This window comes from Kosakonia sacchari SP1, from assembly GCF_000300455.3.
Classification (GTDB): Bacteria; Pseudomonadota; Gammaproteobacteria; order Enterobacterales; family Enterobacteriaceae; genus Kosakonia; species Kosakonia sacchari.
Genome location: NZ_CP007215.2, coordinates 4,001,640 through 4,024,534 on the forward strand (window position 1 = coordinate 4,001,640; position 22,895 = coordinate 4,024,534).

Here is a 22,895-nt window from a genome sequence, read left to right on the forward strand (position 1 = left end):
CCGTGGTAGAAATAATGAAGACGTTTTTCAGAACAATTGTCCTGGGCAGCTTGCTGGCTGTCTCCGCCAACAGTTACGCACTGAGTGAATCCGAAGCTGAAGACATGGCCGATCTCACGGCAGTGTTTGTATTTTTGAAAAACGACTGCGGTTATAACAATTTACCTAATGGGCAGATCCGCCGCGCACTGGTTTTTTTCGCCCAGCAAAACCAGTGGGATCTCAGCAACTACGATACGTGGGACATGAAATCGCTTGGCGAAGAGAGTTACCGCGATCTCAGCGGTATTGGCATTCCGACCGCCAAAAAATGTAAAGCCCTCGCCCGCGACTCCCTGAGCCTGCTCGCCTACGTCAAATAACGGTGAACTTTTGACCGTGCATCGCTAAGCAGAGTTAGCTATGATGTTGCGCCCGTTTTTCGCGGGTGTTAACAAAGGAGCTACCGATGGCCGATAACAACGTATGGCAAGAGACGCTGCACGACCATTTTGGTCAATACTTTGCCGTTGATAAGGTGCTGTATCACGAAAAGACCGATCATCAGGATCTGATTATTTTCGAGAACGCCGCTTTTGGCCGCGTTATGGCGCTGGATGGCGTGGTGCAAACCACCGAACGTGACGAGTTTATCTATCACGAAATGATGACCCATGTTCCGCTGCTGGCGCACGGCCACGCGAAACATGTGCTGATCATCGGCGGCGGCGACGGCGCGATGCTGCGCGAAGTCACCCGCCATAAAAATATTGAAACCATCACCATGGTAGAAATCGACGCTGGCGTCGTCTCTTTCTGCCGCCAGTATCTGCCAAAGCACAATGCAGGCGCCTATGACGATCCGCGTTTTACGCTGGTGATCGACGACGGCGTGAACTTTGTTACTCACACTGACCAAACGTTTGACGTGATTATCTCGGACTGTACCGATCCGATCGGGCCAGGCGAGAGCTTGTTTACCTCTGCGTTTTATGAAGGCTGCAAACGCTGCCTGAACCCTGGCGGGATCTTCGTCGCGCAAAACGGCGTCAGTTTCTTACAGCAAGATGAAGCGGTCGACAGCTACCGCAAGCTCGGCCACTATTTCAGCGATGTCGGCTTCTATCAGGCGGCGGTGCCAACCTATTACGGCGGCATTATGACGTTCGCCTGGGCCACGGATAACGAAGCACTGCGCCATCTCTCAACCGAGATTATTGCCGCCCGTTTCCACAATGCCAGTCTCACCTGCCGCTACTACAACCCGGCGATTCATACGGCAGCCTTTGCCCTGCCGCAATATTTACATGATGCACTGGCTGCACAGTAACACTAAGGGGGTGATAAAAATTGAAAAAGCTTAAACTACATGGCTTTAACAACCTGACCAAAAGCCTGAGTTTTTGTATCTACGACATTTGCTACGCCAAAACCGCAGAAGAGCGTGATGGCTATATTGCCTATATCGATGAACTCTATAACGCCAACCGTTTGACCGAGATCCTCACGGAAACCTGTAACATCATTGGCGCAAACATTTTGAACATTGCCCGCCAGGATTACGAGCCGCAAGGCGCGAGCGTAACCATTCTGGTGAGCGAAGAGCCTGTCGACCCGCAGCTTATCGACAAAACCGAGCACCCAGGCCCGCTGCCGGAAGCGGTTGTCGCGCATCTGGATAAAAGCCATATCTGCATGCACACCTACCCGGAAAGCCATCCGGAAGGCGGTTTGTGTACTTTCCGCGCGGATATTGAAGTCTCAACCTGCGGCGTGATTTCACCGCTGAAAGCGCTGAATTACCTGATTCACCAGCTCGAATCCGATATTGTCACCGTCGATTACCGCGTGCGCGGCTTTACCCGCGATATCAACGGCATGAAACACTTTATCGATCATGAGATTAATTCGATTCAGAACTTCATGTCAGATGACATGAAATCGCTGTATGACATGGTGGACGTTAACGTGTATCAGGAAAATATCTTCCATACCAAGATGTTGCTTAAAGAGTTCGACCTTAAGCACTACATGTTTCATACCAAACCGGAAGATTTAACGCCGCAAGAACGTAAAGAGATCACCGAAGCGCTGTGGAAAGAGATGCGCGAGATCTACTACGGCCGCAACATTCCGGCCGTGTAACGCACCAGGGGCGCAAGGACGCGCCCTGATTAACGTTGCTGGAGGAACTGCCGGTAAGCCGCCACCACCTGAAGGAAATCCTCAACGCCGCATAGCGACAGGCTCTCTTCGTCGTAGTAACTCATTCCCTCTTCCATTTCATCGCCGGAAAATTCCAGCTGGTTCGCGCGAATCATCACCTCTTCGCCATCCAGCCACAGCGTGTATTCATGACCCGCACGTTGCCAGGAACGTTCACTGCCTTTCACCGTTTTCGCCGCCTGCTCCACTTCATCGAGCAGCGCCAGGTTCTCTTTCACTTCTTCATTGAACCAGTGCCCCACCACTTCATGGCCCATCGACATGCGCACTTTTACCACTCCGGTGATATCACGCAAAAATTCGTAATCCATAATCGCTTCCTCATGCAGGCAAATCGCCGCCTATGCAGTAATTATCGCAGCACAATACAAGAAAAAAAGCGCAGCGGCCGGAAGCGAGGAAAAATAACCGCTCAGGCGAAGAGAAAATAAGCGCGGGAGGCGTTTTAGCGGCAGGAATAAAAACAGGCGGGCAAAAAAAAGCCACCCCGCAGGGTGGCCTTCGTTATCAGACGGCAGTCTGGAAAATCACGCCGTCCGCTTTTTCGGTGTACTGATTCAACTGGTCAAAGTTGAGGTAACGGTAAGTATCGACAGCGGTTTTATCCACCTGCGCCATAAAGTTGAGATACTCTTCCGGCGTTGGCAGTTTACCGATCAGCGCCGACACCGCCGCCAGCTCCGCAGAAGCCAGATAGACGTTCGCACCGGTGCCTAAACGGTTCGGGAAGTTACGGGTCGAGGTGGACACCACCGTCGCGCCGTCAGCGACACGCGCCTGGTTACCCATACACAGAGAGCAACCCGGGATCTCGATACGCGCCCCGCTCTTACCAAACACGCTGTAGTAGCCCTCTTCGGTTAACTGCGCGGCGTCCATACGGGTCGGCGGCGCTACCCACAAGCGGGTCGGCAACTGGCCTTTATGGCTATCCAGCAGTTTACCGGCTGCGCGGAAATGACCGATGTTGGTCATGCAGGAACCGATGAACACTTCGTCGATGCTTGCGCCCTGAACGTCAGAGAGCAGACGCGCATCGTCCGGATCGTTCGGTGCACAGAGAATCGGCTCTTTGATTTCCGCCAGATCGATCTCGATCACCGCCGCGTATTCCGCGTCGGCATCCGCTTCCAGCAGTTGCGGATCGGCCAGCCATTTCTCCATGCCCTGGATACGGCGCTCCAGCGTACGGCGGTCGCCGTAGCCTTCGGCAATCATCCACTTCAGCAGCACGATGTTGGAGTTCAGATACTCAATAATCGGCTCTTTGTTCAGCTTAATGGTACAACCAGCAGCGGAACGCTCAGCAGAAGCATCGGTCAGCTCAAACGCCTGCTCGACTTTCAGATCCGGCAGACCTTCGATCTCCAGAATGCGGCCGGAGAAGATGTTTTTCTTACCTTTCTTCTCAACGGTCAGCAGACCCTGTTTGATCGCGTACAGCGGGATCGCATGCACCAGATCGCGCAGCGTAATACCCGGCTGCATTTTGCCTTTAAAGCGCACCAGCACTGATTCCGGCATATCCAGCGGCATCACGCCGGTCGCAGCGGCAAACGCCACCAGACCTGAACCCGCCGGGAAGGAGATACCAATCGGGAAACGGGTATGAGAGTCACCACCGGTACCGACGGTATCCGGCAGCAGCATACGGTTCAGCCACGAGTGGATAACGCCGTCGCCCGGACGCAGCGAAACACCGCCACGGTTCATAATGAAGTCCGGCAGCGTGTGGTGTGTGGTCACGTCAACCGGCTTCGGATACGCCGCCGTGTGGCAGAAGGACTGCATCACCAGATCGGACGAGAAGCCCAGGCACGCCAAGTCTTTCAGTTCATCACGCGTCATCGGCCCGGTGGTGTCCTGAGAACCCACAGAGGTCATTTTTGGTTCGCAGTAAGCGCCAGGGCGGACACCGGCCACACCGCAGGCACGACCAACCATTTTTTGTGCCAGCGAATAACCACGGTTGCTTTCGGCCACGTCTTTCGCCTGACGGAAAACGTCGCTGTGCGGCAGGCCCAGCGCTTCACGCGCTTTGGTGGTCAAGCCACGGCCGATAATCAGCGGAATACGGCCACCGGCGCGCACTTCGTCAATCAGCACTTCGGTTTTCAGCTCAAAGCTCGCCAGCAGTTCGCCGGTTTCGTGGTTACGTACTTCGCCTTTGAACGGGTAAACGTCAATCACGTCGCCCATGTTCAGGCTGTTAACATCCACTTCGATCGGCAGCGCGCCGGCATCTTCCATGGTGTTAAAGAAAATTGGCGCGATTTTGCCGCCCAGCACCAGGCCGCCGCCGCGTTTGTTCGGCACAAACGGAATGTCGTCGCCCATAAACCACAGCACCGAGTTGGTGGCGGATTTACGCGAAGAACCGGTGCCCACAACATCACCCACATAGGCCAGCGGGAAACCTTTTTTCGCCAACTGCTCGATCTGTTTGATCGGACCAACGCTACCCGGCTGATCCGGCTCAATACCTTCACGGGCGTTTTTCAGCATCGCCAGCGCGTGCAGCGGAATATCCGGGCGCGACCAGGCATCCGGTGCCGGGGAAAGGTCATCGGTGTTGGTTTCACCCGTTACTTTGAAAACAGTAACAGTGATTTTCTCGGCCAGCGCCGGGCGGCTCAGGAACCATTCGGCATCAGCCCAGGACTGCATCACTTGTTTGGCGTAGGCGTTGCCCGCTTTCGCTTTCTCTTCCACGTCGTAGAAGTTATCGAACATCAGCAGCGTGTGGGACAGGGCTTTGGCGGCGATCGGCGCGAGCTTTTCGCTATCCAGCGCGTCAATCAGCGGGTGAATGTTATAGCCGCCCTGCATGGTGCCCAGCAGTTCAATCGCTTTTTCAGGGGTAACCAGTGGGGAGGTGGCATCGCCTTTGGCGATAGCGGCAAGGAAACCTGCTTTTACATAGGCAGCTTCATCAACGCCCGGTGGGACACGGTTAGCCAGCAGGTCAATCAGAAATTCTTCTTCGCCAGCAGGCGGGTTCTTCAGCAGCTCGACAAGGCCTGCCATTTGGGTTGCATCTAATGGTTTTGGCGCAATCCCCTCAGCGGCACGTTCAGCTACGTGCTTACGGTATTCTTCTAGCACGACGGTTCTCCTCGCTCTCATTGTCATAATGCGGCAGGCGTTTCTCTTCACGCTCCTGTGAGACAGCAGTTTGTAGGGTAAATCCGCGAACCGCGTCGGGCAGCATAGCAGGATTTTCAGGGGGTGTTAATCTGTTTACAAAAAAGCAACATTAAATACTTGCTGAATCGTTAAAGACGGAATAAAGCAGGCGGGAGAAGGTTTTAACGACAGAGAATCCTCGCCCGCAGAAATGAAAAACGGCCCCGCAGGACCGTTTGGTTACGCGGCTGTTACACCGAACCTAACAACGAACGCACATTACTGTTGGCATACTTTTCCGGCGTGACGGTTTGATCCACCAGTTTACCCAGCACGTATTTTTGTACCGTTGAGCGGTTGTTCACCTGCTCGTTATGACCGACGCTTGCCAGTTGCCCGCGACCGTTATAGTTGAGCGTGGTGGTGTTCTCTTCATCGTTTTCCACCAGATGGTAGAAGTAATTTTGCGACGACTTCATTTTGTTCAGCGCCAGCGGAATCGACGGGTCGATAGCCTCATGCCAGGCGGCGCTCAGATGGCTGCGTGTCGTCTGCTTCACGGTTTTTGAACCGTCATCTCGTGTTTGCTCTTCAGAAGACTGCGAGGCGGTATAGGCGAAGCGATCTTTCTCTTCTTCATGCAACGGGTTAGGTGATTTCTCGGTTTGCACGAGCGACAGCGAAAAATCATTCAGCCCACTTAATTGCGAAACGCCGTTCGTATTAAGAGTGAAATTTTGGCCTGCGGTGACGTTGGCGCTTTCCGCATCGCGAGTGGTGTTCAGCGCGCGGAAGACGGATTTCATCGCTTCCATCTGACCACGATCGCCATTACCGGCAATACGCGCTTTATCGAATTTATCGTCATATGCTTTCAGCGCCAGCTGCTGTTGTCCGTAGCTCCCGGAGAGTGCAGGTTTGGACATATCGCTACTCATCTTCAGCGAGTAGTCGCCATCCTGGTAGGCAACGGAGCGCGCTTTGTCATCGGCATGGAAATTCAGCGACTGCAGCGAATCATCGCCATTGCGTATATCCGTTTTCAGATCGATGGATTTCAATCGATTGCTATCAAAGTTGGTTAAACCGGCGATATCCAGTTTCGGCGGTTGCTGCCCCAGCCCGCTGAGCGCTTTGCTCAACGCATTGCCGAGGTTCGCCACTGCCGCAGCATCATCATCATTCAGCGCCTCGCCCTCCGTTTTCACCTCAACCGCGATGCCATTGTCCTGCTGGGTCATCGTCAGGTGAACGGTCGAGCCGGATTTGGTGGCAATGCTGAGCGTCACCGCAGATTTATTCGCACCGGCACTGGCACCCAACTCAGTACGCACGCCGGTCAGCGCCTGGGTGAAATCGCCCCGGTTCTCCTTCAGATTGTCAAGCAGCGCGCTGCCAAGGCCAGCCATTGAGGAAACCGAAGCTCCGCCCACTGCCGATTGCATCAGCCCTTCGATAATAGGGTTGGAGTGCTGTGCGACACTGGTGCTCATTTTTTTCGGTGACAGGCTATAAACCGCCGAAATCTCTGAAGTCTGGCTCCCGAACATCACTTTCGCCGAGGTGTTATTGTTGGCGACGGCGTTATTGCTGTTGGCGGCACGAGCAGCAGCGCCAACCTGCGTTGTCGCGCTCACGCGCGTCACAGAAGGCAGCTGTAAGGCAAAACTAAGTCCGCGGATCATGACGATGAAACTCCCTCTCTCACCGATAGTGGTAGTCATCTAACATCGGCAGTTTTTGCACAATCTTTATACTTTGCGGATGAAAACACTAAATTCATCACGAAACACAATAAAAAAAAGCGAGTCAGTTATCTGACTCGCCTATTTTAGGCTACCCATGCATTCCTCATGCGGAATGCAAAGACGGCTTACATAATGTTAGCGACAGATTTCGCCAGCTGTGCTTCGAGCGCCGGTTTGGCTTCTTCGAATTTCAGGTTCACTTTGTTCGCGTTAGACACAACACGGGTCTGGTATTTCGCGCGGTTGCCCTCTTCTGTGCTGGTTTGCAGCTTGATACCGGAAGTGCCCTGACGCAGCGCCGCTACGTTGTCGGTGGTCACTTTCGCTTTGCTACGCTCAGAGATTTGCAGGTCGGTTACCATAGTGAAGTTAACATCTTCGACCATTGCATCAGCCGCCATACCGATCAGGCCCGCCGCCAGGCCCACGCCCAGTGCCGCGCCGGAGGAGTTGCTGTTGTACGCAGTAATACCCGCGCCAAGCGCCGCACCCATTGCCGCACCTTCGTAACCACTTTTCAGGTATCCCTGGGTTTCACGCAGGTCCATTTTGTCGGCTTTCAGCACGTTGGCCTGGATCCAGTAGTAAGCGGTATCCGGGGAAGAGGTCACTTTGTAACCTTTATCAGTCAGCTCTTTTGACAGCAGCGTCTGCAGGTTGCTCATGTCTTTATCAGAGGTGTTTTTCACCTGGATATAAACGGTTTTCTCAGAGGAGGGTTCCAGCCAGATGGTCTGGCTCATCTGGGTTTTCACTTCCAGATTACGTTTTTTCACCGCCGTGGTCATCGCGCCACAACCCGACAGCACGAACGCAGCCAATACCACACCGACGACAGCAATTTTTTTATAAGACATAACGATTCCTTTTTTCATTCCAAACCAGGGATAAGAACTACAAATGCGGCAAACGCCGGACGGGAGCAATGAAACGAGGAAAAGTCACACAGTCCATGTCATGACGGAGCCAGAGGTGCGGGCTTGCAGCCTGCGTTATATAAAAATTCTTGGCTGAGTTATCGGCATTTTACGGAATAATCTGAGTGAAAAATGCCTACTAATACTTGTAGTTATGTGAAAAGAGGAGATTGTTGGGGAAAAAGGCAAAAAAAAGCAGCCCGCAGGCTGCCTTATCGTAAACTGGCGAAACTTACTTTTTCTTCGCTTTCGGGTTCGGCAGGTCGGTAATGCTACCTTCGAACACTTCAGCCGCCAGACCGACGGACTCATGCAGCGTCGGGTGCGCGTGAATGGTCAGCGCGATATCTTCCGCATCGCAGCCCATTTCGATAGCCAGACCGATTTCACCCAGCAGCTCGCCGCCGTTGGTGCCGACAATCGCGCCGCCAATAACACGGTGCGTCTCTTTGTCGAAAATCAGTTTGGTCATACCGTCAGCGCAATCAGAAGCGATAGCACGGCCAGACGCTGCCCACGGGAAGGTGGCGGTTTCGTAGCTGATGCCTTTCTCTTTCGCTTCTTTCTCGGTCAGCCCCACCCATGCAACTTCCGGCTCGGTGTAGGCGATAGACGGGATAACTTTCGGATCGAAATAGTGTTTTTTACCGGCGATAACTTCAGCGGCCACGTGGCCTTCATGCACGCCTTTGTGCGCCAGCATCGGCTGACCGACGATATCGCCGATAGCGAAGATATGCGGCACGTTGGTGCGCAGCTGTTTATCAACACGGATAAAGCCACGGTCGTCCACTTCCACGCCTGCTTTGCCAGCGTCGAGGTTTTTACCGTTCGGCACACGACCGATAGCCACCAGCACGGCGTCATAACGCTGCGCTTCAGCAGGGGCTTTTTTGCCTTCCATGGAAACGTAAATACCGTCTTCTTTCGCTTCAACGGCGGTCACTTTGGTTTCCAGCATCAGATTGAATTTCTTACCGATGCGTTTGGTGAAGACTTTAACGATGTCTTTGTCAGCAGCCGGGATAACCTGGTCGAACATTTCAACCACGTCAATCTCTGAACCCAGCGCATGGTACACAGTGCCCATTTCCAGACCGATGATACCGCCACCCATAACCAGCAGGCGTTTCGGTACAGATTTCAGTTCCAGAGCGTCGGTAGAATCCCATACGCGCGGATCTTCATGCGGAATGAACGGCAACTGGATCGGACGGGAACCCGCCGCGATGATAGCGTTGTCGAAGTTGATTACGGTTTTGCCGTTTTCGCCTTCCACTTCCAGGGTGTTCGCCCCGGTGAATTTACCCAGACCGTTAACCACTTTCACTTTACGGCCTTTGGCCATACCCGCCAGACCGCCGGTCAGTTGAGTGATAACTTTCTCTTTCCAGGTACGAATCTTGTCGATATCGGTTTTCGGTTCACCGAAGACGATACCGTGTTCAGCCAGCGCTTTGGCTTCTTCGATAACTTTTGCAACGTGCAGCAGCGCTTTAGAAGGGATACAACCCACGTTCAGACAAACACCGCCGAGAGTGTTGTAACGTTCAACGATGACGGTTTCCAGACCTAAATCAGCGCAACGGAAGGCAGCAGAGTAACCTGCCGGGCCTGCCCCAAGTACCACGACCTGAGTTTTGATTTCAGTACTCATCATGACCTCTTATTGATTTCCGGCGGTCAGGGGTACTTCATGTCGCCCTTCATCCACCGGGACGTTCTATCCGCCCGCAGTTTACAAAATTGTTAACAATTTTGAAACAACAAACGGCAAACGATTTGTCCTTTTGCCCCTGATAACCCCAACAGCCTTATGAGATTACCAGAAAAAAGCCGGCCGTCAGGCCGGCTTCTTCGATTACATCACCAGACGGCGAATGTCAGACAGCATGTTGTTGATGATGGTGATAAAGCGCGCACCATCAGCACCGTCAATCACACGGTGGTCGAAGGAGAGCGAAATCGGCATCATCAGACGCGGTACGAACTCTTTACCGTTCCAGACCGGCTCCATTGCAGATTTGGAGACGCCCAGGATAGCCACTTCCGGCGCGTTCACAATCGGTGCGAAGTGGGTAGTACCCAGGCCGCCGATGCTGGAGATGGTGAAACAACCGCCCTGCATTTCGCCAGCGGTCAGCTTACCGTCACGCGCTTTCTTGGAAATCACGGTCAATTCGCGAGACAGCTCGGTAATGCTCTTCTTATTCACGTCTTTAAAGACCGGAACAACCAGACCGTTCGGGGTATCCACCGCAACACCGATGTTGATGTATTTCTTCAGCGTCAGGCGCTGACCATCTTCAGACAGCGAGCTGTTGAAGCGCGGCATTTGCTCAAGCGCGGCAGCAACAGCTTTCATGATGAAGACAACCGGGGTGAATTTCACATCCAGTTTGCGCTTCTCAGCTTCGGCGTTCTGCTGTTTACGGAATGCTTCCAGATCGGTGATATCGGTTTTGTCGAAGTGCGTAACGTGCGGGATCATCACCCAGTTACGGCTCAGGTTAGCACCAGAGATTTTCTGGATACGGCCCAGTTCCACTTCTTCGATTTCGCCGAACTTGCTGAAGTCCACTTTCGGCCATGGCAGCAGACCCGGCAGAGAACCGCCAGTTGCGCCAGCAGCAGGTGCGGATTCAGCACGTTTCACTGCGTCTTTCACGTAAGCCTGAACGTCTTCGCGCAGGATACGGCCTTTACGACCGGTGCCTTTCACTTTCGCCAGGTTAACGCCGAACTCGCGCGCCAGGCGGCGGATCAGCGGGGTAGCGTGGACGTAAGCATCGTTTTCCGCGAAGTCAGATTTACCTTCTGCTTTCGCAGCCGGTGCCGCAGCAGGTTTAGCAGCCTGAGCCGGGGCAGCAGCAGATGCCGGAGCAGCAGCGGCAGCCGGAGCGGCGGCAGGCGCAGCGCCTTCCACTTCAAACACCATGATCAGGGAACCAGTGGAGACTTTGTCACCCACGTTCACTTTCAGCTCTTTCACAGTACCTGCGAACGGTGCCGGGACTTCCATAGAGGCTTTGTCGCCTTCTACGGTGATCAGAGACTGTTCAGCGGAGACTTTGTCGCCCACTTTCACCAGCACTTCGGTGACTTCAACTTCGTCGCCGCCGATATCCGGTACGTTGACCTCTTTCGCGCCAGCCGCAGCTGCCGGTGCGCTCGCCGCAGCCGGAGCGGCGGCCTGAGCCGGAGCCGCAGCAGGTGCAGCACCCGCCACTTCAAAGACCATGATCAGCGAGCCGGTAGAAACTTTGTCGCCGGTGTTGATTTTGATCTCTTTCACGGTGCCTGCGAAAGGCGCCGGAACTTCCATAGAGGCTTTGTCGCCCTCTACGGTGATCAGAGATTGTTCTGCCGCAACGGTGTCGCCCACTTTCACCAGGATTTCGGTGACTTCAACTTCGTCACCGCCGATGTCAGGCACGTTCACTTCTTTTGCTGCCGCAGCTGCTGGTGCAGCAGCTGCCGGAGCGGCCTCTTTCTTCTCTTCTGCCGGAGCAGGTGCAGCGGCTGCTGCACCATCGGCGGAATCGAAAATCATGATCAGTTTGCCCGTCTCGGTTTTGTCGCCAACAGAGACTTTGATCTCTTTAACAACGCCAGCCTGCGGAGACGGAACTTCCATAGAGGCTTTATCGCCTTCCACGGTGATCAGCGACTGTTCAGCTTCTACTTTGTCGCCCACTTTGACCAGAATCTCGGTGATTTCTACTTCATCAGACCCGATGTCCGGTACTTTGATTTCGATAGCCATTATCTCTTTACCTCTTACGCCAGACGCGGGTTAACTTTTTCTGCATCGATGTTGAATTTGGTAATGGCTTCCGCCACCACTTTCTTGTCGATTTCGCCACGTTTAGCCAGTTCGCCCAGTGCTGCTACCACCACGTAAGAAGCATCAACTTCGAAGTGGTGACGCAGGTTTTCACGGCTGTCGGAGCGACCGAAGCCATCGGTACCCAGTACGCGGTAATCATCAGCCGGTACGTAAGTACGAACCTGCTCGGCGAACAGTTTCATATAGTCAGTTGATGCCACAGCCGGTGCGTCGTTCATCACCTGAGCGATGTACGGAACGCGCGGCGTTTCCAGCGGGTGCAGCATGTTCCAGCGCTCACAATCCTGGCCATCACGCGCCAGCTCAGTGAAGGAGGTGACGCTGTACACGTCAGAGCCCACGCCGTAGTCGTTCGCCAGGATCTGCGCTGCTTCACGCACATGACGCAGGATAGAACCGGAGCCCAGCAGCTGAACTTTACCTTTGCTACCGGCAACGGTTTCGAGTTTGTAGATACCTTTACGGATACCTTCCTCAGCACCTTCCGGCATCGCCGGCATGTGGTAGTTTTCGTTCAGCGTGGTGATGTAGTAGTAAATGTTCTCTTGCGCTTCACCGTACATGCGTTGCAGACCGTCATGCATGATGACTGCCACTTCGTACGCGTAAGACGGGTCGTAAGAGATACAGTTCGGGATAGTCAGCGACTGAATGTGGCTGTGACCATCTTCATGCTGCAGACCTTCGCCGTTCAGGGTTGTACGACCAGAAGTACCACCTACCAGGAAGCCGCGAGCCTGCTGGTCGCCAGCCTGCCAGCACAGGTCGCCGATACGCTGGAACCCGAACATGGAGTAGTAGATGTAGAACGGGATCATCGGCAGGTTGTTGGTGCTGTAAGAAGTCGCAGCCGCCAGCCAGGATGCGCCAGCACCCAGTTCGTTGATACCTTCCTGCAGGATCTGACCTTTCTCGTCTTCTTTGTAGTAAGCAACCTGCTCACGGTCCTGCGGGGTGTACTGCTGGCCGTTCGGGCTGTAAATACCAATCTGACGGAACAGCCCTTCCATACCGAAAGTACGCGCTTCGTCGGCGATGATCGGAACCAGTCTGTCTTTGATCGACTTGTTCTTCAGCATCACGTTCAGAGCACGTACGAAAGCGATAGTGGTGGAGATCTCTTTGTTCTGCTCTTCCAGCAACTGGGAGAAGTCTTCCAGCGCAGGCAGATCCAGTTTCTCAGTGAAGTTCGGCTGACGAGACGGCAGGTAGCCTTTCAGCGCCTGGCGACGTTCGTGCAGGTATTTATGCTCTTCAGAACCTTCCGGGAAGGTGATGTAAGAGAGGTTTTCAACCTGCTCATCGGTAACCGGAACATTGAAACGATCGCGGATATAACGCACGCCGTCCATGTTCATTTTCTTCACCTGGTGAGCGATGTTTTTACCTTCTGCGGTATCGCCCATGCCGTAACCTTTAATGGTATGGGCCAGGATAACAGTCGCTTTGCCTTTGGTTTCACGCGCTTTTTTCAGTGCCGCGTAAACTTTCTTCGGATCGTGGCCGCCACGGTTCAGAGCCCAGATCTGCTCATCAGTCCAGTCTGCAACCAGCGCTGCGGTTTCCGGGTATTTACCGAAGAAGTGCTCACGCACGTACGCGCCATCTTTGGATTTGAAGGTCTGGTAGTCGCCGTCAACGGTTTCGTTCATCAGCTGGATCAGTTTACCGCTGGTATCTTTACGCAGCAGCTCATCCCAACGACCGCCCCACATCACCTTGATAACGTTCCAGCCAGCACCTGCGAAGATGCCTTCCAGTTCGTTGATGATTTTGCCGTTACCGGTTACCGGGCCATCCAGACGCTGCAGGTTACAGTTGATGATGAAGCACAGGTTATCCAGTTTCTCACGGGTGGCGATGGTGATAGCGCCTTTGGATTCCGGCTCATCCATCTCACCGTCGCCCAGGAATGCGTAAACGGTTTGTTCAGAGGTATCTTTCAGACCACGGTGTTCCAGATATTTCAGGAACTTCGCCTGATAGATCGCACCAATCGGGCCCAGGCCCATAGATACGGTCGGGAACTGCCAGAATTCCGGCATCAGTTTCGGGTGCGGGTAAGAGGAGAGGCCTTTACCGTGAACTTCCTGACGGAAGTTGTTCATCTGCTCTTCAGTCAGACGACCTTCAACGAATGCGCGTGCGTAGATGCCCGGAGAGATGTGGCCCTGGAAGTACACCAGATCGCCGCCGTCTTTCTCGTTACGCGCGCGGAAGAAGTGGTTGAAGCAAACTTCATAAACGGTCGCGGAAGACTGGAAGGACGCCATGTGGCCGCCCAGCTCAAGGTCTTTTTTGGACGCGCGCAGAACCGTCATGATGGCGTTCCAGCGGATAGCTGAACGAATGCGGCGTTCCAGTTCCAGATTGCCCGGGTATTCCGGTTCATCTTCAACGGCAATAGTGTTTACATAGTTGCTCGCCCCTGTGCCAGCTGCCACTTTCACACCGCCTTTGCGGGCTTCAGAAAGGAGCTGGTCAATCAGATACTGAGCACGCTCAACACCTTCTTCACGGATGACCGATTCGATCGCCTGTTGCCAGTCGCGAGTTTCGATCGGATCCACGTCATTTTGGAAACGTTCTGACATGGGGGGTATTCCTTATCTATCTAATACGTTGATTTGTCTGGAACCTGTCCCATTGCATTCTCATGCCTTTCGTTCAAACCACAAAAGTGCAATAAGACAGGTTCTGCGTTTAGTTGCCGCGCTCTAAAGTTTGGCGCTGGTGTTACAACTCTTCCGGTACAACCTGCACCAGAAAATCTTAATTCTTTCTCTGCTCTAACCGGCGAAGCGAGCGTTCACGACGGCTCTGCTCACGGCTACGATCCAGCAAAATCTCTTCAATAAACGCCAGGTGGCGGTGTGACGCTTCACGCGCCTCTTCCGGCTTCCCGGCCATGATCGCCGCGAAAATACTCGAGCGATGGTTGCTGACAAGCGGCAGCATTTCGCGGCGCGCGTAGAGCAATTCAAAGTTCTGACGAACGTTTTGCGCCAACATGGGCTCCATGCAGCGTAGCAGATGAAGCAGCACTACATTATGTGCCGCCTCGGTTACGGCTATTTGATACTGCACGACGGCACTGGATTCCGCGTCCAAATCGCCGGACTGCTGCGCTCGCTCAATGGCCTGGTGCAGCTCGCTGATCCGCGCTTTGTCTTCATCGGTGCTGCGCAGCGCTGCGTAATATGCAGCAATACCTTCCAGCGCGTGGCGGGTTTCAAGCAGGTCAAATTGGGATTCGGGGTGATCGGCCAGAAGTTCAACCAGCGGATCGCTGAAGCTTTGCCACAGGCTGCTTTGGACAAAAGTACCGCCACCCTGGCGACGAAGGAGCAGACCTTTCGCTTCGAGGCGCTGAATGGCCTCGCGCAGTGAAGGACGAGAAACATCGAACTGTTTAGCCAGTTCGCGTTCTGGAGGCAGTTTCTCGCCGGGACGCAACGTACCTTCGAGAATCAAAAACTCCAGTTGCTGCTCAATCACATCGGAAAGTTTTGGTTGGCGGATTTTGCTGTAGGCCATTGTTCCCTGTCTCTACCACTCGCCCGGAGTAAATTGGTCTTACCAATTTCATGTTCTTGACGCTAAAGTAACAAAGTATTCACCTTCTGTCCATACAGGTTTTGATTGAAATCAGGAAACCACGCACATTTTAACAATGTTACAGAAATGGCGTTTCAAAGATGTAACCTTGCACAAATGCCTCGTTTACCACGAAAGAGGCAGTTTTAACTTTCCTGAAACGCCAATTAAGGCATATGAACCGATTCAGTTGATGAATATATGAATGGTTATTCTTTTAATATGCATAAAACAAAGAAATAAGTTTATTGAAGAGGTAGATGGGGGTACGCAAAAATGGTTTCTTTTTTATCCGCTCGTCATCAGAGTTTCATAAAGCAGATGCATTCCCGCGCACTTATCACTATTCTGAGCCCTATGAAAGGGATTGACGAAAAAACACGTCGACATTTCGTAAACTAAAAAATACAAAAAACGGAATTTATTTATTACACGCAACCGCAGCGTACAAATAACAACCACACACGAGGTTTCATAATGGAAGGTCAACAGCACGGCGATCAGCTAAAGCGCGGCCTTAAGAACCGCCACATTCAGCTTATCGCGCTGGGTGGCGCTATTGGGACTGGCCTGTTTCTGGGCAGCGCATCCGTCATTCAATCTGCCGGTCCGGGGATAATTCTGGGTTATGCCATTGCCGGTTTTATCGCGTTTCTCATCATGCGCCAGCTTGGCGAAATGGTGGTTGAAGAGCCGGTAGCAGGCTCATTCAGCCACTTCGCTTACAAATATTGGGGCAACTTTGCAGGCTTTGCTTCCGGCTGGAATTACTGGGTGCTGTACGTGCTGGTGGCGATGGCGGAGCTTACCGCCGTCGGGAAATATGTGCAGTTCTGGTGGCCAGAAATTCCAACATGGGTTTCGGCCGCCGTGTTCTTTGTCATTATCAACGCCATCAACCTGACCAACGTGAAAGTGTTTGGTGAGATGGAATTCTGGTTCGCCATTATTAAGGTTTTCGCAGTTGTCGCGATGATCGTATTTGGCGGCTGGTTGCTGTTTAGCGGTAGTGCGGGTCCGCAGGCCACCGTGCGTAACCTGTGGGATCAGGGCGGCTTCCTGCCGCACGGCATTGGTGGGCTGGTGATGATGATGGCGATCATCATGTTCTCCTTCGGTGGTCTGGAGCTGGTGGGGATCACCGCCGCAGAAGCCGATAACCCGGAACAAAGCATTCCGAAAGCCACCAACCAGGTTATCTACCGTATTCTGATCTTCTATGTGGGTTCGCTGGCCGTGCTGCTCTCCCTGCTGCCGTGGACGCGCGTTACTGCTGATACCAGCCCGTTTGTGCTGATCTTCCATGAACTGGGCGACTCGTTTGTGGCCAATGCGTTGAACATTGTGGTGCTGACTGCCGCGCTGTCGGTTTATAACAGCTGCGTGTACTGCAACAGCCGTATGCTGTTCGGTCTGGCGAAACAGGGCAACGCGCCGAAAATGCTGCAACAAGTGGATAAACGCGGCGTGCCGGTGAACACCATCATCACCTCTGCGCTGTTTACCGCGCTGTGCGTGCTGATCAACTACTTAGCCCCGGAATCCGCGTTTGGTCTGCTGATGGCGCTGGTGGTTTCCGCGCTGGTGATCAACTGGGCGATGATTAGCCTGGCGCACATGCGTTTTCGCCGCGCCAAGCAGCAGCAAGGGGTTACGCCGCGCTTCCCGGCGCTGTTCTACCCGCTGGGGAACTGGATCTGCCTGATCTTTATGGCAGCGGTACTGGTGATCATGCTGATGACAGACGGCATGGCGATCTCCGTCTACCTGATCCCGGTGTGGATTGCCATCCTCGGCGTCGGCTACCTGCTGAAGCAGAAAAACGCCAATGCCGTGAAAGCGAATTAATCCTTATTCGTTCTGCCCTCTCCCGACCGGGAGAGGGTTGTTATCACTGTGTTACCTTCCTCACACTTTCCTTTCCATAGCCATTTTGTCCATCTCTGCGGCCTGATCCTGCTACGCAAACAAAAACTTACAGACAAATACTTCATGCCATATCTCAAAGGGAGAACCGGCAATGGACAACAAACTGTCTGTTAAAGAAAAGATTGGCTATGGCATGGGCGACGCCGGATGCAACATCATCTTTGGCGCTATCATGCTGTTTGTTAACTATTTCTATACTGATATCTTCGGCCTCGCACCTGCGCTGGTTGGGGTATTACTGCTGTCGATTCGCGTGATTGATGCGGTGACTGACCCGCTAATGGGAGCGCTTGCTGATCGGACACAAAGTAAATATGGCCGTTTTCGCCCGTGGCTGTTGTGGATAGCCGTACCTTACGCCGTTTTCAGCGTGCTGATGTTCACCACGCCGGAGTGGACTTATAACAGCAAAGTTATCTATGCCTTTGTCACCTATTTCCTGTTGTCGCTGACGTATACCGCGATCAATATCCCCTACTGCTCGCTGGGCGGTGTGATCACCAACGACCCGAAAGAGCGCGTTGCCTGCCAGTCGTATCGCTTTGTGATGGTCGGCATTGCAACCCTGCTGTTGTCGCTCACGCTGCTGCCGATGGCCGAGTGGTTCGGCGGTGCGGATAAAGCCAAAGGCTACCAGATGGCAATGACGGTGCTGGCGTTTATCGGTATGTGCATGTTCCTGTTCTGTTTTGCCACCGTGCGCGAACGTATCCGCCCGGCGGTGCCAACCAATGACGATCTGAAAAAAGATTTCAAAGATGTGTGGAAAAACGATCAGTGGGTGCGCATCTTGTTGCTGACGCTCTGCAACGTTTGCCCTGGTTTTATCCGCATGGCGGCCACCATGTATTATGTCACCTGGGTGATGGGGGAAAGCACCCATTTCGCGACGATGTTTATTAGCCTTGGTGTGGTCGGCATGATGCTCGGCAGTATGCTGGCAAAAGTGCTGACCGACCGCTGGTGCAAACTGAAAGTCTTCTTCTGGACCAATATCGTGCTGGCGTTTTTCTCCTGCGCCTTTTACTTCTTTGACCCGCACGCCACGGTGCTGATTGTGGTGCTCTACTTCCTGCTCAACATTCTGCATCAGATCCCTTCCCCGCTGCACTGGTCGCTGATGGCGGATGTCGATGATTACGGCGAGTGGAAAACCGGTAAACGCATTACCGGTATGAGCTTCTCCGGCAACCTGTTCTTCCTGAAAGTGGGCCTGGCAGTTGCCGGGGCGATGGTCGGTTTCCTGCTCTCCTGGTACGGCTATGACGCCGGAGCCAAACAGCAAAGCGCCAGCGCCATTAACGGCATTATGCTGCTGTTTACCATTATTCCGGGCGTGGGCTACCTGATCACCGCAGGCGTGGTGCGCCTGCTGAAAGTCGACCGTGAATTGATGAAACAGATCCAGGCGGATCTGGAAAAACGCCGCGTCAACTACCATGAACTGACGGAAAATCAGCCTTTACCGGCGGGCGATAACGTAAGGAATGCATAATGAATACCTGGCCGAACCCGTTTATTGAACAGCGTGCCGATCCGTTTATCCTGCACCATCAAGGCGAGTACTACTTTGTAGCCTCGGTGCCGGAATATGACCGACTGGAGATCCGCCGTGCCGCCACGCTGGAAGGTCTGCGTCACGCGCAGGCAAGCGTAGTCTGGCGTAAACCGCAAAGCGGGCCGATGAGCGAGCTTATCTGGGCGCCGGAACTGCATCACATTGATGGTAAATGGTATTTATATTTTGCCGCGACATGGACTAAGGCGCTGGATGCGCTGAATATGTTCCAGCATCGCATGTTTGTGCTGGAGTGTGCCGATGCCGATGCCGATCCGCTCAGCGGTCGCTGGGTCGAAAAAGGCCAGGTAAAAACGCCTTTCGATACCTTTGCGCTCGATGCAACCACCTTTGAGCATCAGGGGAAACGCTGGTATTTATGGGCGCAAAAAGCGCCGGATATTGCCGGTAACTCTAATCTTTACCTGGCGGAAATGGAAAATCCGTGGACGCTGAAAGGCGAACCGGTCATGTTAAGCAAACCAGAGTTTGACTGGGAGTGTCGTGGTTTTCTGGTCAATGAAGGCCCGGCGGTATTGTTTCACGGCGATAAACTTTTTGTGAGTTATTCCGCCAGCGCCACCGACGAAAACTACTGTATGGGCTTGTTGTGGATTGATATCAACGCCAATCCGCAGGATCCCAAAAACTGGTATAAATCGCCGCAGCCGGTGTTTAAAACCAGTTATGAAAACCGCCAGTACGGCCCGGGGCACAACAGCTTTACGCAAACGCCGGAAGGGGAAGATGTGCTGGTCTACCACGCACGTAACTACACCGAAATTGAAGGCGATCCGCTTTACGATCCCAATCGCCATACCCGCCTGAAAACCATCCGCTGGCAAGAAAACGGGATGCCCGATTTCGGCATCCCGGCAGCGGATAATCAGTGATACTGCGGCACGCGGTTAAATCAGCGTGCCGTAAATCGTTAACAACGCCACCACGACCACCAGCACCAGCGACGTTTTCTTCGCCATTGAGACAGCGGCTTTCGGCGTTTCGACTTTATCGGTGTGCGGCTCGCGCGCCAGCGAGAACTGCGCAAGACGCGTCAGCACCTGGTACTGCGAAGTATGACGATCACCCAACGAGGCAAACCAGGCCGGGAGCGCTTTTTCTCCGTGCCCGACCAGTGCATAAACCACGCCCGCGAGGCGTACCGGTACCCAATCCAGCAGATGCAAAATCGCATCAATGCCCGACTGCTGACGTTCGTTTGGCGTTTTGTAACGCGCCAGCCAGTATTGCCACGCACGCAGTGAGGCATACCCCACCAGCAATACGGGCCCCCACGACGCACCAACGATAAACCAAAACATTGGCGCGAGATAAAAACGGAAGTTGATCCACACCAGCGCGTTTTGCAACTCGCGCAGAAACTCGCGCTCGTCGCAGCCTGGCGGTACACCGTGGATCAGCGTCAACTCATTCGCCATTGCCGTGTGAGCATGGGCGTCATTGCGCGCTGCCGCTTTCAGATAGGCGTGATAATGGAGCCGCACTTTACCCGCGCCGATACACAACACGCCGAACAAAATCCATACCACCAGCAGCGGAACATTGAAAAACAGCCCATACAAGGCACGCAAAATCAGGAAGGTAACCAGCATCGCCAGCGCGGTCATCAGCAACGTTCTGAACATGGAGTAGTGTTTTACCCGCCGGAACAGCACTTCCATCCGATGATCCAGTTGCCAGTGCTCGCCCAGTTTAAACAGCCGTTCTGCTACTAACACCAGCAACAGAGTGAATAACGTCATGGCATCTCCTTTTCTGACATACCGGCAACCAACGCACGGAACCTTGCCCAATCAAAAGCCGGCCCGGGATCGGTCTTGCGTTCGGGGGCGATATCGCTATGCCCGGTCATATTGTCGGCAATCGACGGGTAAAGCTCAATCACCGTTCGAGTCACTGCCGCCAGTTGGCGGTATTGCACATCGGTATAAGGCAGATGATCGGTGCCTTCGAGCTCGATACCAATGGAAAAATCGTTACAGCGTTCCCGTCCATGATACGAAGAGACGCCCGCATGCCAGGCGCGTTTATCGAAAGGCACATACTGCACAATTTCACCGTCGCGGCGAATCAGGCAGTGCGCGGAAACACGCAGATGAACAATCTCTTCGAAGAAGGGATCGGCACTGGCATCCAGCGTGCCGGTGAACAGCGCGTCTATCCACGGGCCGCCAAATTTACCGGGGGGCAAGCTAATATTATGTACCACCAGTAATGAAGGCTGTTCATCGTCCGGGCGGCAATCAAAATGGGGAGACGGCACATGCCGCGCCTCAACCAGCCAGCCCTTGCGTAACTGCATAAGGAACTCCTTATAGAGGATGGTGCTGAAACACGCTTCAGAGTAGCATGTTTGCACTGTGTCCCGTAATGGCGTTGCCAGCAGGACATCACCTAACTTTGTGATTCGTTACCCTTTTTGGAGTTTATCATGCCGCCTCGCCGCTATAACCCCGATCACCGACGTGACGCGCTGCTCGAACGCATCGAGCTGGATATCCCCGCCGCAGTGGCTCAGGCCCTGCGTGAAGATCTGGGTGGAGAAGTCGATGCAAATAACGACATTACCGCGCAATTGTTACCGCCAGAGAACCGCTCTCATGCGGTGATCATCACCCGTGAAGACGGCGTATTCTGTGGCAAGCGCTGGGTTGAAGAGGTCTTTATTCAACTGGCGGGCGATGACGTCGCTATCACCTGGCTTGTCGCGGATGGTGATGCGATTCGTGCCAACCAGCCGCTATTTGAGCTTGAAGGCCCTTCGCGCGTGTTACTCACTGGCGAACGTACCGCGCTCAATTTTGTCCAGACACTTTCCGGTGTCGCCAGCGAAGTGCGCCGCTATGTGGATCTGCTCAGCGGCACCAAAACTCAACTACTGGATACCCGCAAAACGCTGCCGGGGCTGCGCACCGCGCTGAAATACGCGGTACTGTGCGGCGGCGGCGCGAACCACCGGCTTGGCCTTTCCGATGCATTTCTGATCAAAGAGAACCATATTATCGCTGCGGGTTCTGTACGTAAGGCGGTAGAACAAGCCTTCTGGATGCACCCGGATGTGCCGGTTGAAGTCGAGGTGGAATCGCTGGAAGAGCTGGACGACGCCCTGAAAGCCGGAGCGGATATCATCATGCTGGATAACTTCGCCACTGAACAAATGCGCGAAGCCGTGAAGCGTACCCATGGTCAGGCGCGGCTGGAAGTTTCCGGCAACGTGACGCAGGAAACCCTGCGCGAATACGCCGAAACCGGTGTTGATTACATCTCGGTCGGTGCACTCACCAAACATGTTCGCGCGCTCGACCTGTCAATGCGCTTTCGCTAGTCCTCGCTCTTGAACGGGCCACTGGCCCGTTTTTTTTGCGCGTTAGCTCGCACCTTTTTTGCGGTGAACTGCAATTCCATCAATAACGCTGGAAGCCTCTTTCCCACCTCTCTTTTTACACCTCGCCAGCCGGCCCAGGGGCTGACAGAGTAGCGGCTCAAAACAAGGAGCCGTTTATGAACAGACAGCAAGGATTCACTTTAATTGAGTTAATGGTGGTTATCGGCATCATTGCCATTTTGAGCGCTATCGGTATTCCCGCCTATCAAAACTACCTGCGTAAAGCCGCACTCACCGACATGCTGCAAGCCTATGTTCCCTATCGCACCGCAATCGAGTTATGTGCGCTTGAGCGCGGTGGCTTAGAGACCTGCGATGCCAGCAGTAATGGCATACCTGCGCCGACAACCACGCGATATGTTTCTGCCATGAGCGTTGCAAAAGGCATCGTCACGCTGACCGGGCAAGAGAGTCTGAACGGACTGAGTGTGGTCATGACGCCACAGTGGAACAGTGCCGAGGGTATGCAGGGTTGGACGCGCACTTGCAATACGCAAGCGGATAGCGCACTGCAGCAGGCTTGCGAAGATGTTTTCCGTACCGGACGCTAAGGAGCAGC

At 53.8% G+C, this 22,895-nt stretch carries 18 protein-coding genes; 8 read left to right on the plus strand and 10 right to left on the minus strand.

Features of this window, described 5'->3' with window-relative positions:
• Positions 1 to 14 precede the first annotated feature (14 nt).
• The 3 genes from C813_RS41930 (at position 15) to speD (ending at position 2,124) form a co-directional block, all read left to right on the plus strand.
• A complete protein-coding gene (locus C813_RS41930) occupies positions 15 to 362 on the plus strand; it encodes a YacC family pilotin-like protein (RefSeq protein WP_020456577.1) in 348 nt (115 codons plus the stop codon).
• Positions 363 to 448: 86 nt separating this feature from the next.
• Complete coding sequence (gene speE, locus C813_RS41935; RefSeq protein ID WP_017457959.1) at positions 449 to 1,309, plus strand: polyamine aminopropyltransferase; 861 nt, start codon at positions 449 to 451, stop codon at positions 1,307 to 1,309.
• 20 nt (positions 1,310 to 1,329) lie between these two features.
• Entirely contained in the window at positions 1,330 to 2,124 is a 795-nt protein-coding gene (speD, locus tag C813_RS41940; protein WP_017457958.1) for an adenosylmethionine decarboxylase, read from the plus strand.
• A 29-nt stretch (positions 2,125 to 2,153) separates the two neighbouring features.
• Here speD and yacL read toward each other — a convergent pair whose 3' ends face one another.
• The 8 genes from yacL to pdhR all read right to left on the minus strand — a co-directional run bounded on the left by yacL (position 2,154) and on the right by pdhR (position 15,383).
• Positions 2,154 to 2,516, minus strand: coding sequence for a protein YacL (gene yacL / locus C813_RS41945; protein WP_017457957.1), 363 nt, complete (start codon positions 2,514 to 2,516; stop codon positions 2,154 to 2,156).
• Between the two features lie 196 nt (positions 2,517 to 2,712).
• Complete coding sequence (gene acnB, locus C813_RS41950) at positions 2,713 to 5,310, minus strand: bifunctional aconitate hydratase 2/2-methylisocitrate dehydratase (RefSeq protein WP_017457956.1); 2,598 nt, start codon at positions 5,308 to 5,310, stop codon at positions 2,713 to 2,715.
• 272 nt (positions 5,311 to 5,582) lie between these two features.
• Positions 5,583 to 7,016, minus strand: coding sequence for a hypothetical protein (locus tag C813_RS41955; protein ID WP_017457955.1), 1,434 nt, complete (start codon positions 7,014 to 7,016; stop codon positions 5,583 to 5,585).
• 188 nt (positions 7,017 to 7,204) lie between these two features.
• Positions 7,205 to 7,936 carry a conjugal transfer complement resistance protein TraT gene (gene traT / locus C813_RS41960; RefSeq protein ID WP_017457954.1) on the minus strand — a complete coding sequence of 244 codons (732 nt, stop codon included), beginning with the start codon at positions 7,934 to 7,936 and terminating at the stop codon, positions 7,205 to 7,207.
• A 292-nt stretch (positions 7,937 to 8,228) separates the two neighbouring features.
• Positions 8,229 to 9,653, minus strand: a complete 1,425-nt coding sequence (gene lpdA, locus C813_RS41965) for a dihydrolipoyl dehydrogenase (protein ID WP_025263731.1) — start codon at positions 9,651 to 9,653, stop codon at positions 8,229 to 8,231.
• Positions 9,654 to 9,857: 204 nt separating this feature from the next.
• Positions 9,858 to 11,762 carry a pyruvate dehydrogenase complex dihydrolipoyllysine-residue acetyltransferase gene (aceF, locus tag C813_RS41970; RefSeq protein ID WP_017457952.1) on the minus strand — a complete coding sequence of 635 codons (1,905 nt, stop codon included), beginning with the start codon at positions 11,760 to 11,762 and terminating at the stop codon, positions 9,858 to 9,860.
• Between the two features lie 14 nt (positions 11,763 to 11,776).
• The gene (gene aceE, locus C813_RS41975) at positions 11,777 to 14,440 is read right to left on the minus strand and encodes a pyruvate dehydrogenase (acetyl-transferring), homodimeric type (protein WP_017457951.1); all 2,664 of its coding nucleotides are present in this window, start codon (positions 14,438 to 14,440) and stop codon (positions 11,777 to 11,779) included.
• Positions 14,441 to 14,618: 178 nt separating this feature from the next.
• On the minus strand, positions 14,619 to 15,383 hold the full coding sequence (gene pdhR, locus C813_RS41980) for a pyruvate dehydrogenase complex transcriptional repressor PdhR (protein ID WP_017457950.1): 765 nt from the start codon (positions 15,381 to 15,383) through the stop codon (positions 14,619 to 14,621).
• A 534-nt stretch (positions 15,384 to 15,917) separates the two neighbouring features.
• Between pdhR and aroP the strand changes: the two genes are divergently transcribed.
• The 3 genes from aroP to C813_RS41995 all read left to right on the plus strand — a co-directional run bounded on the left by aroP (position 15,918) and on the right by C813_RS41995 (position 19,823).
• Positions 15,918 to 17,291, plus strand: coding sequence for an aromatic amino acid transporter AroP (aroP, locus tag C813_RS41985; RefSeq protein WP_096325413.1), 1,374 nt, complete (start codon positions 15,918 to 15,920; stop codon positions 17,289 to 17,291).
• A 172-nt stretch (positions 17,292 to 17,463) separates the two neighbouring features.
• Positions 17,464 to 18,867 (plus strand): glycoside-pentoside-hexuronide (GPH):cation symporter, encoded by a 1,404-nt coding sequence (locus C813_RS41990; protein ID WP_017457948.1) that lies wholly within the window; start codon positions 17,464 to 17,466, stop codon positions 18,865 to 18,867.
• Positions 18,867 to 19,823: a glycoside hydrolase family 43 protein gene (locus tag C813_RS41995; RefSeq protein ID WP_017457947.1), complete on the plus strand. Its 957-nt coding sequence runs from the start codon at positions 18,867 to 18,869 to the stop codon at positions 19,821 to 19,823. Before C813_RS41990 ends, C813_RS41995 begins: the two co-directional genes overlap by 1 nt.
• Positions 19,824 to 19,838: 15 nt before the next feature.
• Here the strand turns inward: C813_RS41995 and ampE are convergent, their stop codons facing one another.
• Both ampE and ampD read right to left on the minus strand, forming a co-directional pair.
• Positions 19,839 to 20,693 (minus strand): beta-lactamase regulator AmpE, encoded by an 855-nt coding sequence (ampE, locus tag C813_RS42000; protein WP_017457946.1) that lies wholly within the window; start codon positions 20,691 to 20,693, stop codon positions 19,839 to 19,841.
• Positions 20,690 to 21,253 (minus strand): 1,6-anhydro-N-acetylmuramyl-L-alanine amidase AmpD, encoded by a 564-nt coding sequence (gene ampD, locus C813_RS42005; RefSeq protein ID WP_017457945.1) that lies wholly within the window; start codon positions 21,251 to 21,253, stop codon positions 20,690 to 20,692. Before ampD ends, ampE begins: the two co-directional genes overlap by 4 nt.
• 129 nt (positions 21,254 to 21,382) lie before the next feature.
• Here ampD and nadC point away from each other — a divergent pair, with 129 nt between their 5' ends.
• Positions 21,383 to 22,276 (plus strand): carboxylating nicotinate-nucleotide diphosphorylase, encoded by an 894-nt coding sequence (nadC, locus tag C813_RS42010; RefSeq protein WP_025263732.1) that lies wholly within the window; start codon positions 21,383 to 21,385, stop codon positions 22,274 to 22,276.
• Between the two features lie 176 nt (positions 22,277 to 22,452).
• Positions 22,453 to 22,887: a prepilin peptidase-dependent pilin gene (ppdD, locus tag C813_RS42015; protein WP_017457943.1), complete on the plus strand. Its 435-nt coding sequence runs from the start codon at positions 22,453 to 22,455 to the stop codon at positions 22,885 to 22,887.
• Positions 22,888 to 22,895 lie beyond the last annotated feature (8 nt).

Bases quoted from the DNA above. Each gene is read 5' to 3' on its own strand.
- C813_RS41930 (WP_020456577.1), top strand. From the start codon at position 15: ATGAAGACGTTTTTCAGAACAATTGTCCTGGGCAGCTTGCTGGCTGTC.
- speE (WP_017457959.1), top strand. From the start codon at position 449: ATGGCCGATAACAACGTATGGCAAGAGACGCTGCACGACCATTTTGGT.
- yacL (WP_017457957.1), bottom strand. From the start codon at position 2,516: ATGGATTACGAATTTTTGCGTGATATCACCGGAGTGGTAAAAGTGCGC.
- C813_RS41955 (WP_017457955.1), bottom strand. From the start codon at position 7,016: ATGATCCGCGGACTTAGTTTTGCCTTACAGCTGCCTTCTGTGACGCGC.
- traT (WP_017457954.1), bottom strand. From the start codon at position 7,936: ATGTCTTATAAAAAAATTGCTGTCGTCGGTGTGGTATTGGCTGCGTTC.
- lpdA (WP_025263731.1), bottom strand. From the start codon at position 9,653: ATGAGTACTGAAATCAAAACTCAGGTCGTGGTACTTGGGGCAGGCCCG.
- aceF (WP_017457952.1), bottom strand. From the start codon at position 11,762: ATGGCTATCGAAATCAAAGTACCGGACATCGGGTCTGATGAAGTAGAA.
- aceE (WP_017457951.1), bottom strand. From the start codon at position 14,440: ATGTCAGAACGTTTCCAAAATGACGTGGATCCGATCGAAACTCGCGAC.
- pdhR (WP_017457950.1), bottom strand. From the start codon at position 15,383: ATGGCCTACAGCAAAATCCGCCAACCAAAACTTTCCGATGTGATTGAG.
- C813_RS41990 (WP_017457948.1), top strand. From the start codon at position 17,464: ATGGACAACAAACTGTCTGTTAAAGAAAAGATTGGCTATGGCATGGGC.
- C813_RS41995 (WP_017457947.1), top strand. From the start codon at position 18,867: ATGAATACCTGGCCGAACCCGTTTATTGAACAGCGTGCCGATCCGTTT.
- ampE (WP_017457946.1), bottom strand. From the start codon at position 20,693: ATGACGTTATTCACTCTGTTGCTGGTGTTAGTAGCAGAACGGCTGTTT.
- ampD (WP_017457945.1), bottom strand. From the start codon at position 21,253: ATGCAGTTACGCAAGGGCTGGCTGGTTGAGGCGCGGCATGTGCCGTCT.
- nadC (WP_025263732.1), top strand. From the start codon at position 21,383: ATGCCGCCTCGCCGCTATAACCCCGATCACCGACGTGACGCGCTGCTC.
- ppdD (WP_017457943.1), top strand. From the start codon at position 22,453: ATGAACAGACAGCAAGGATTCACTTTAATTGAGTTAATGGTGGTTATC.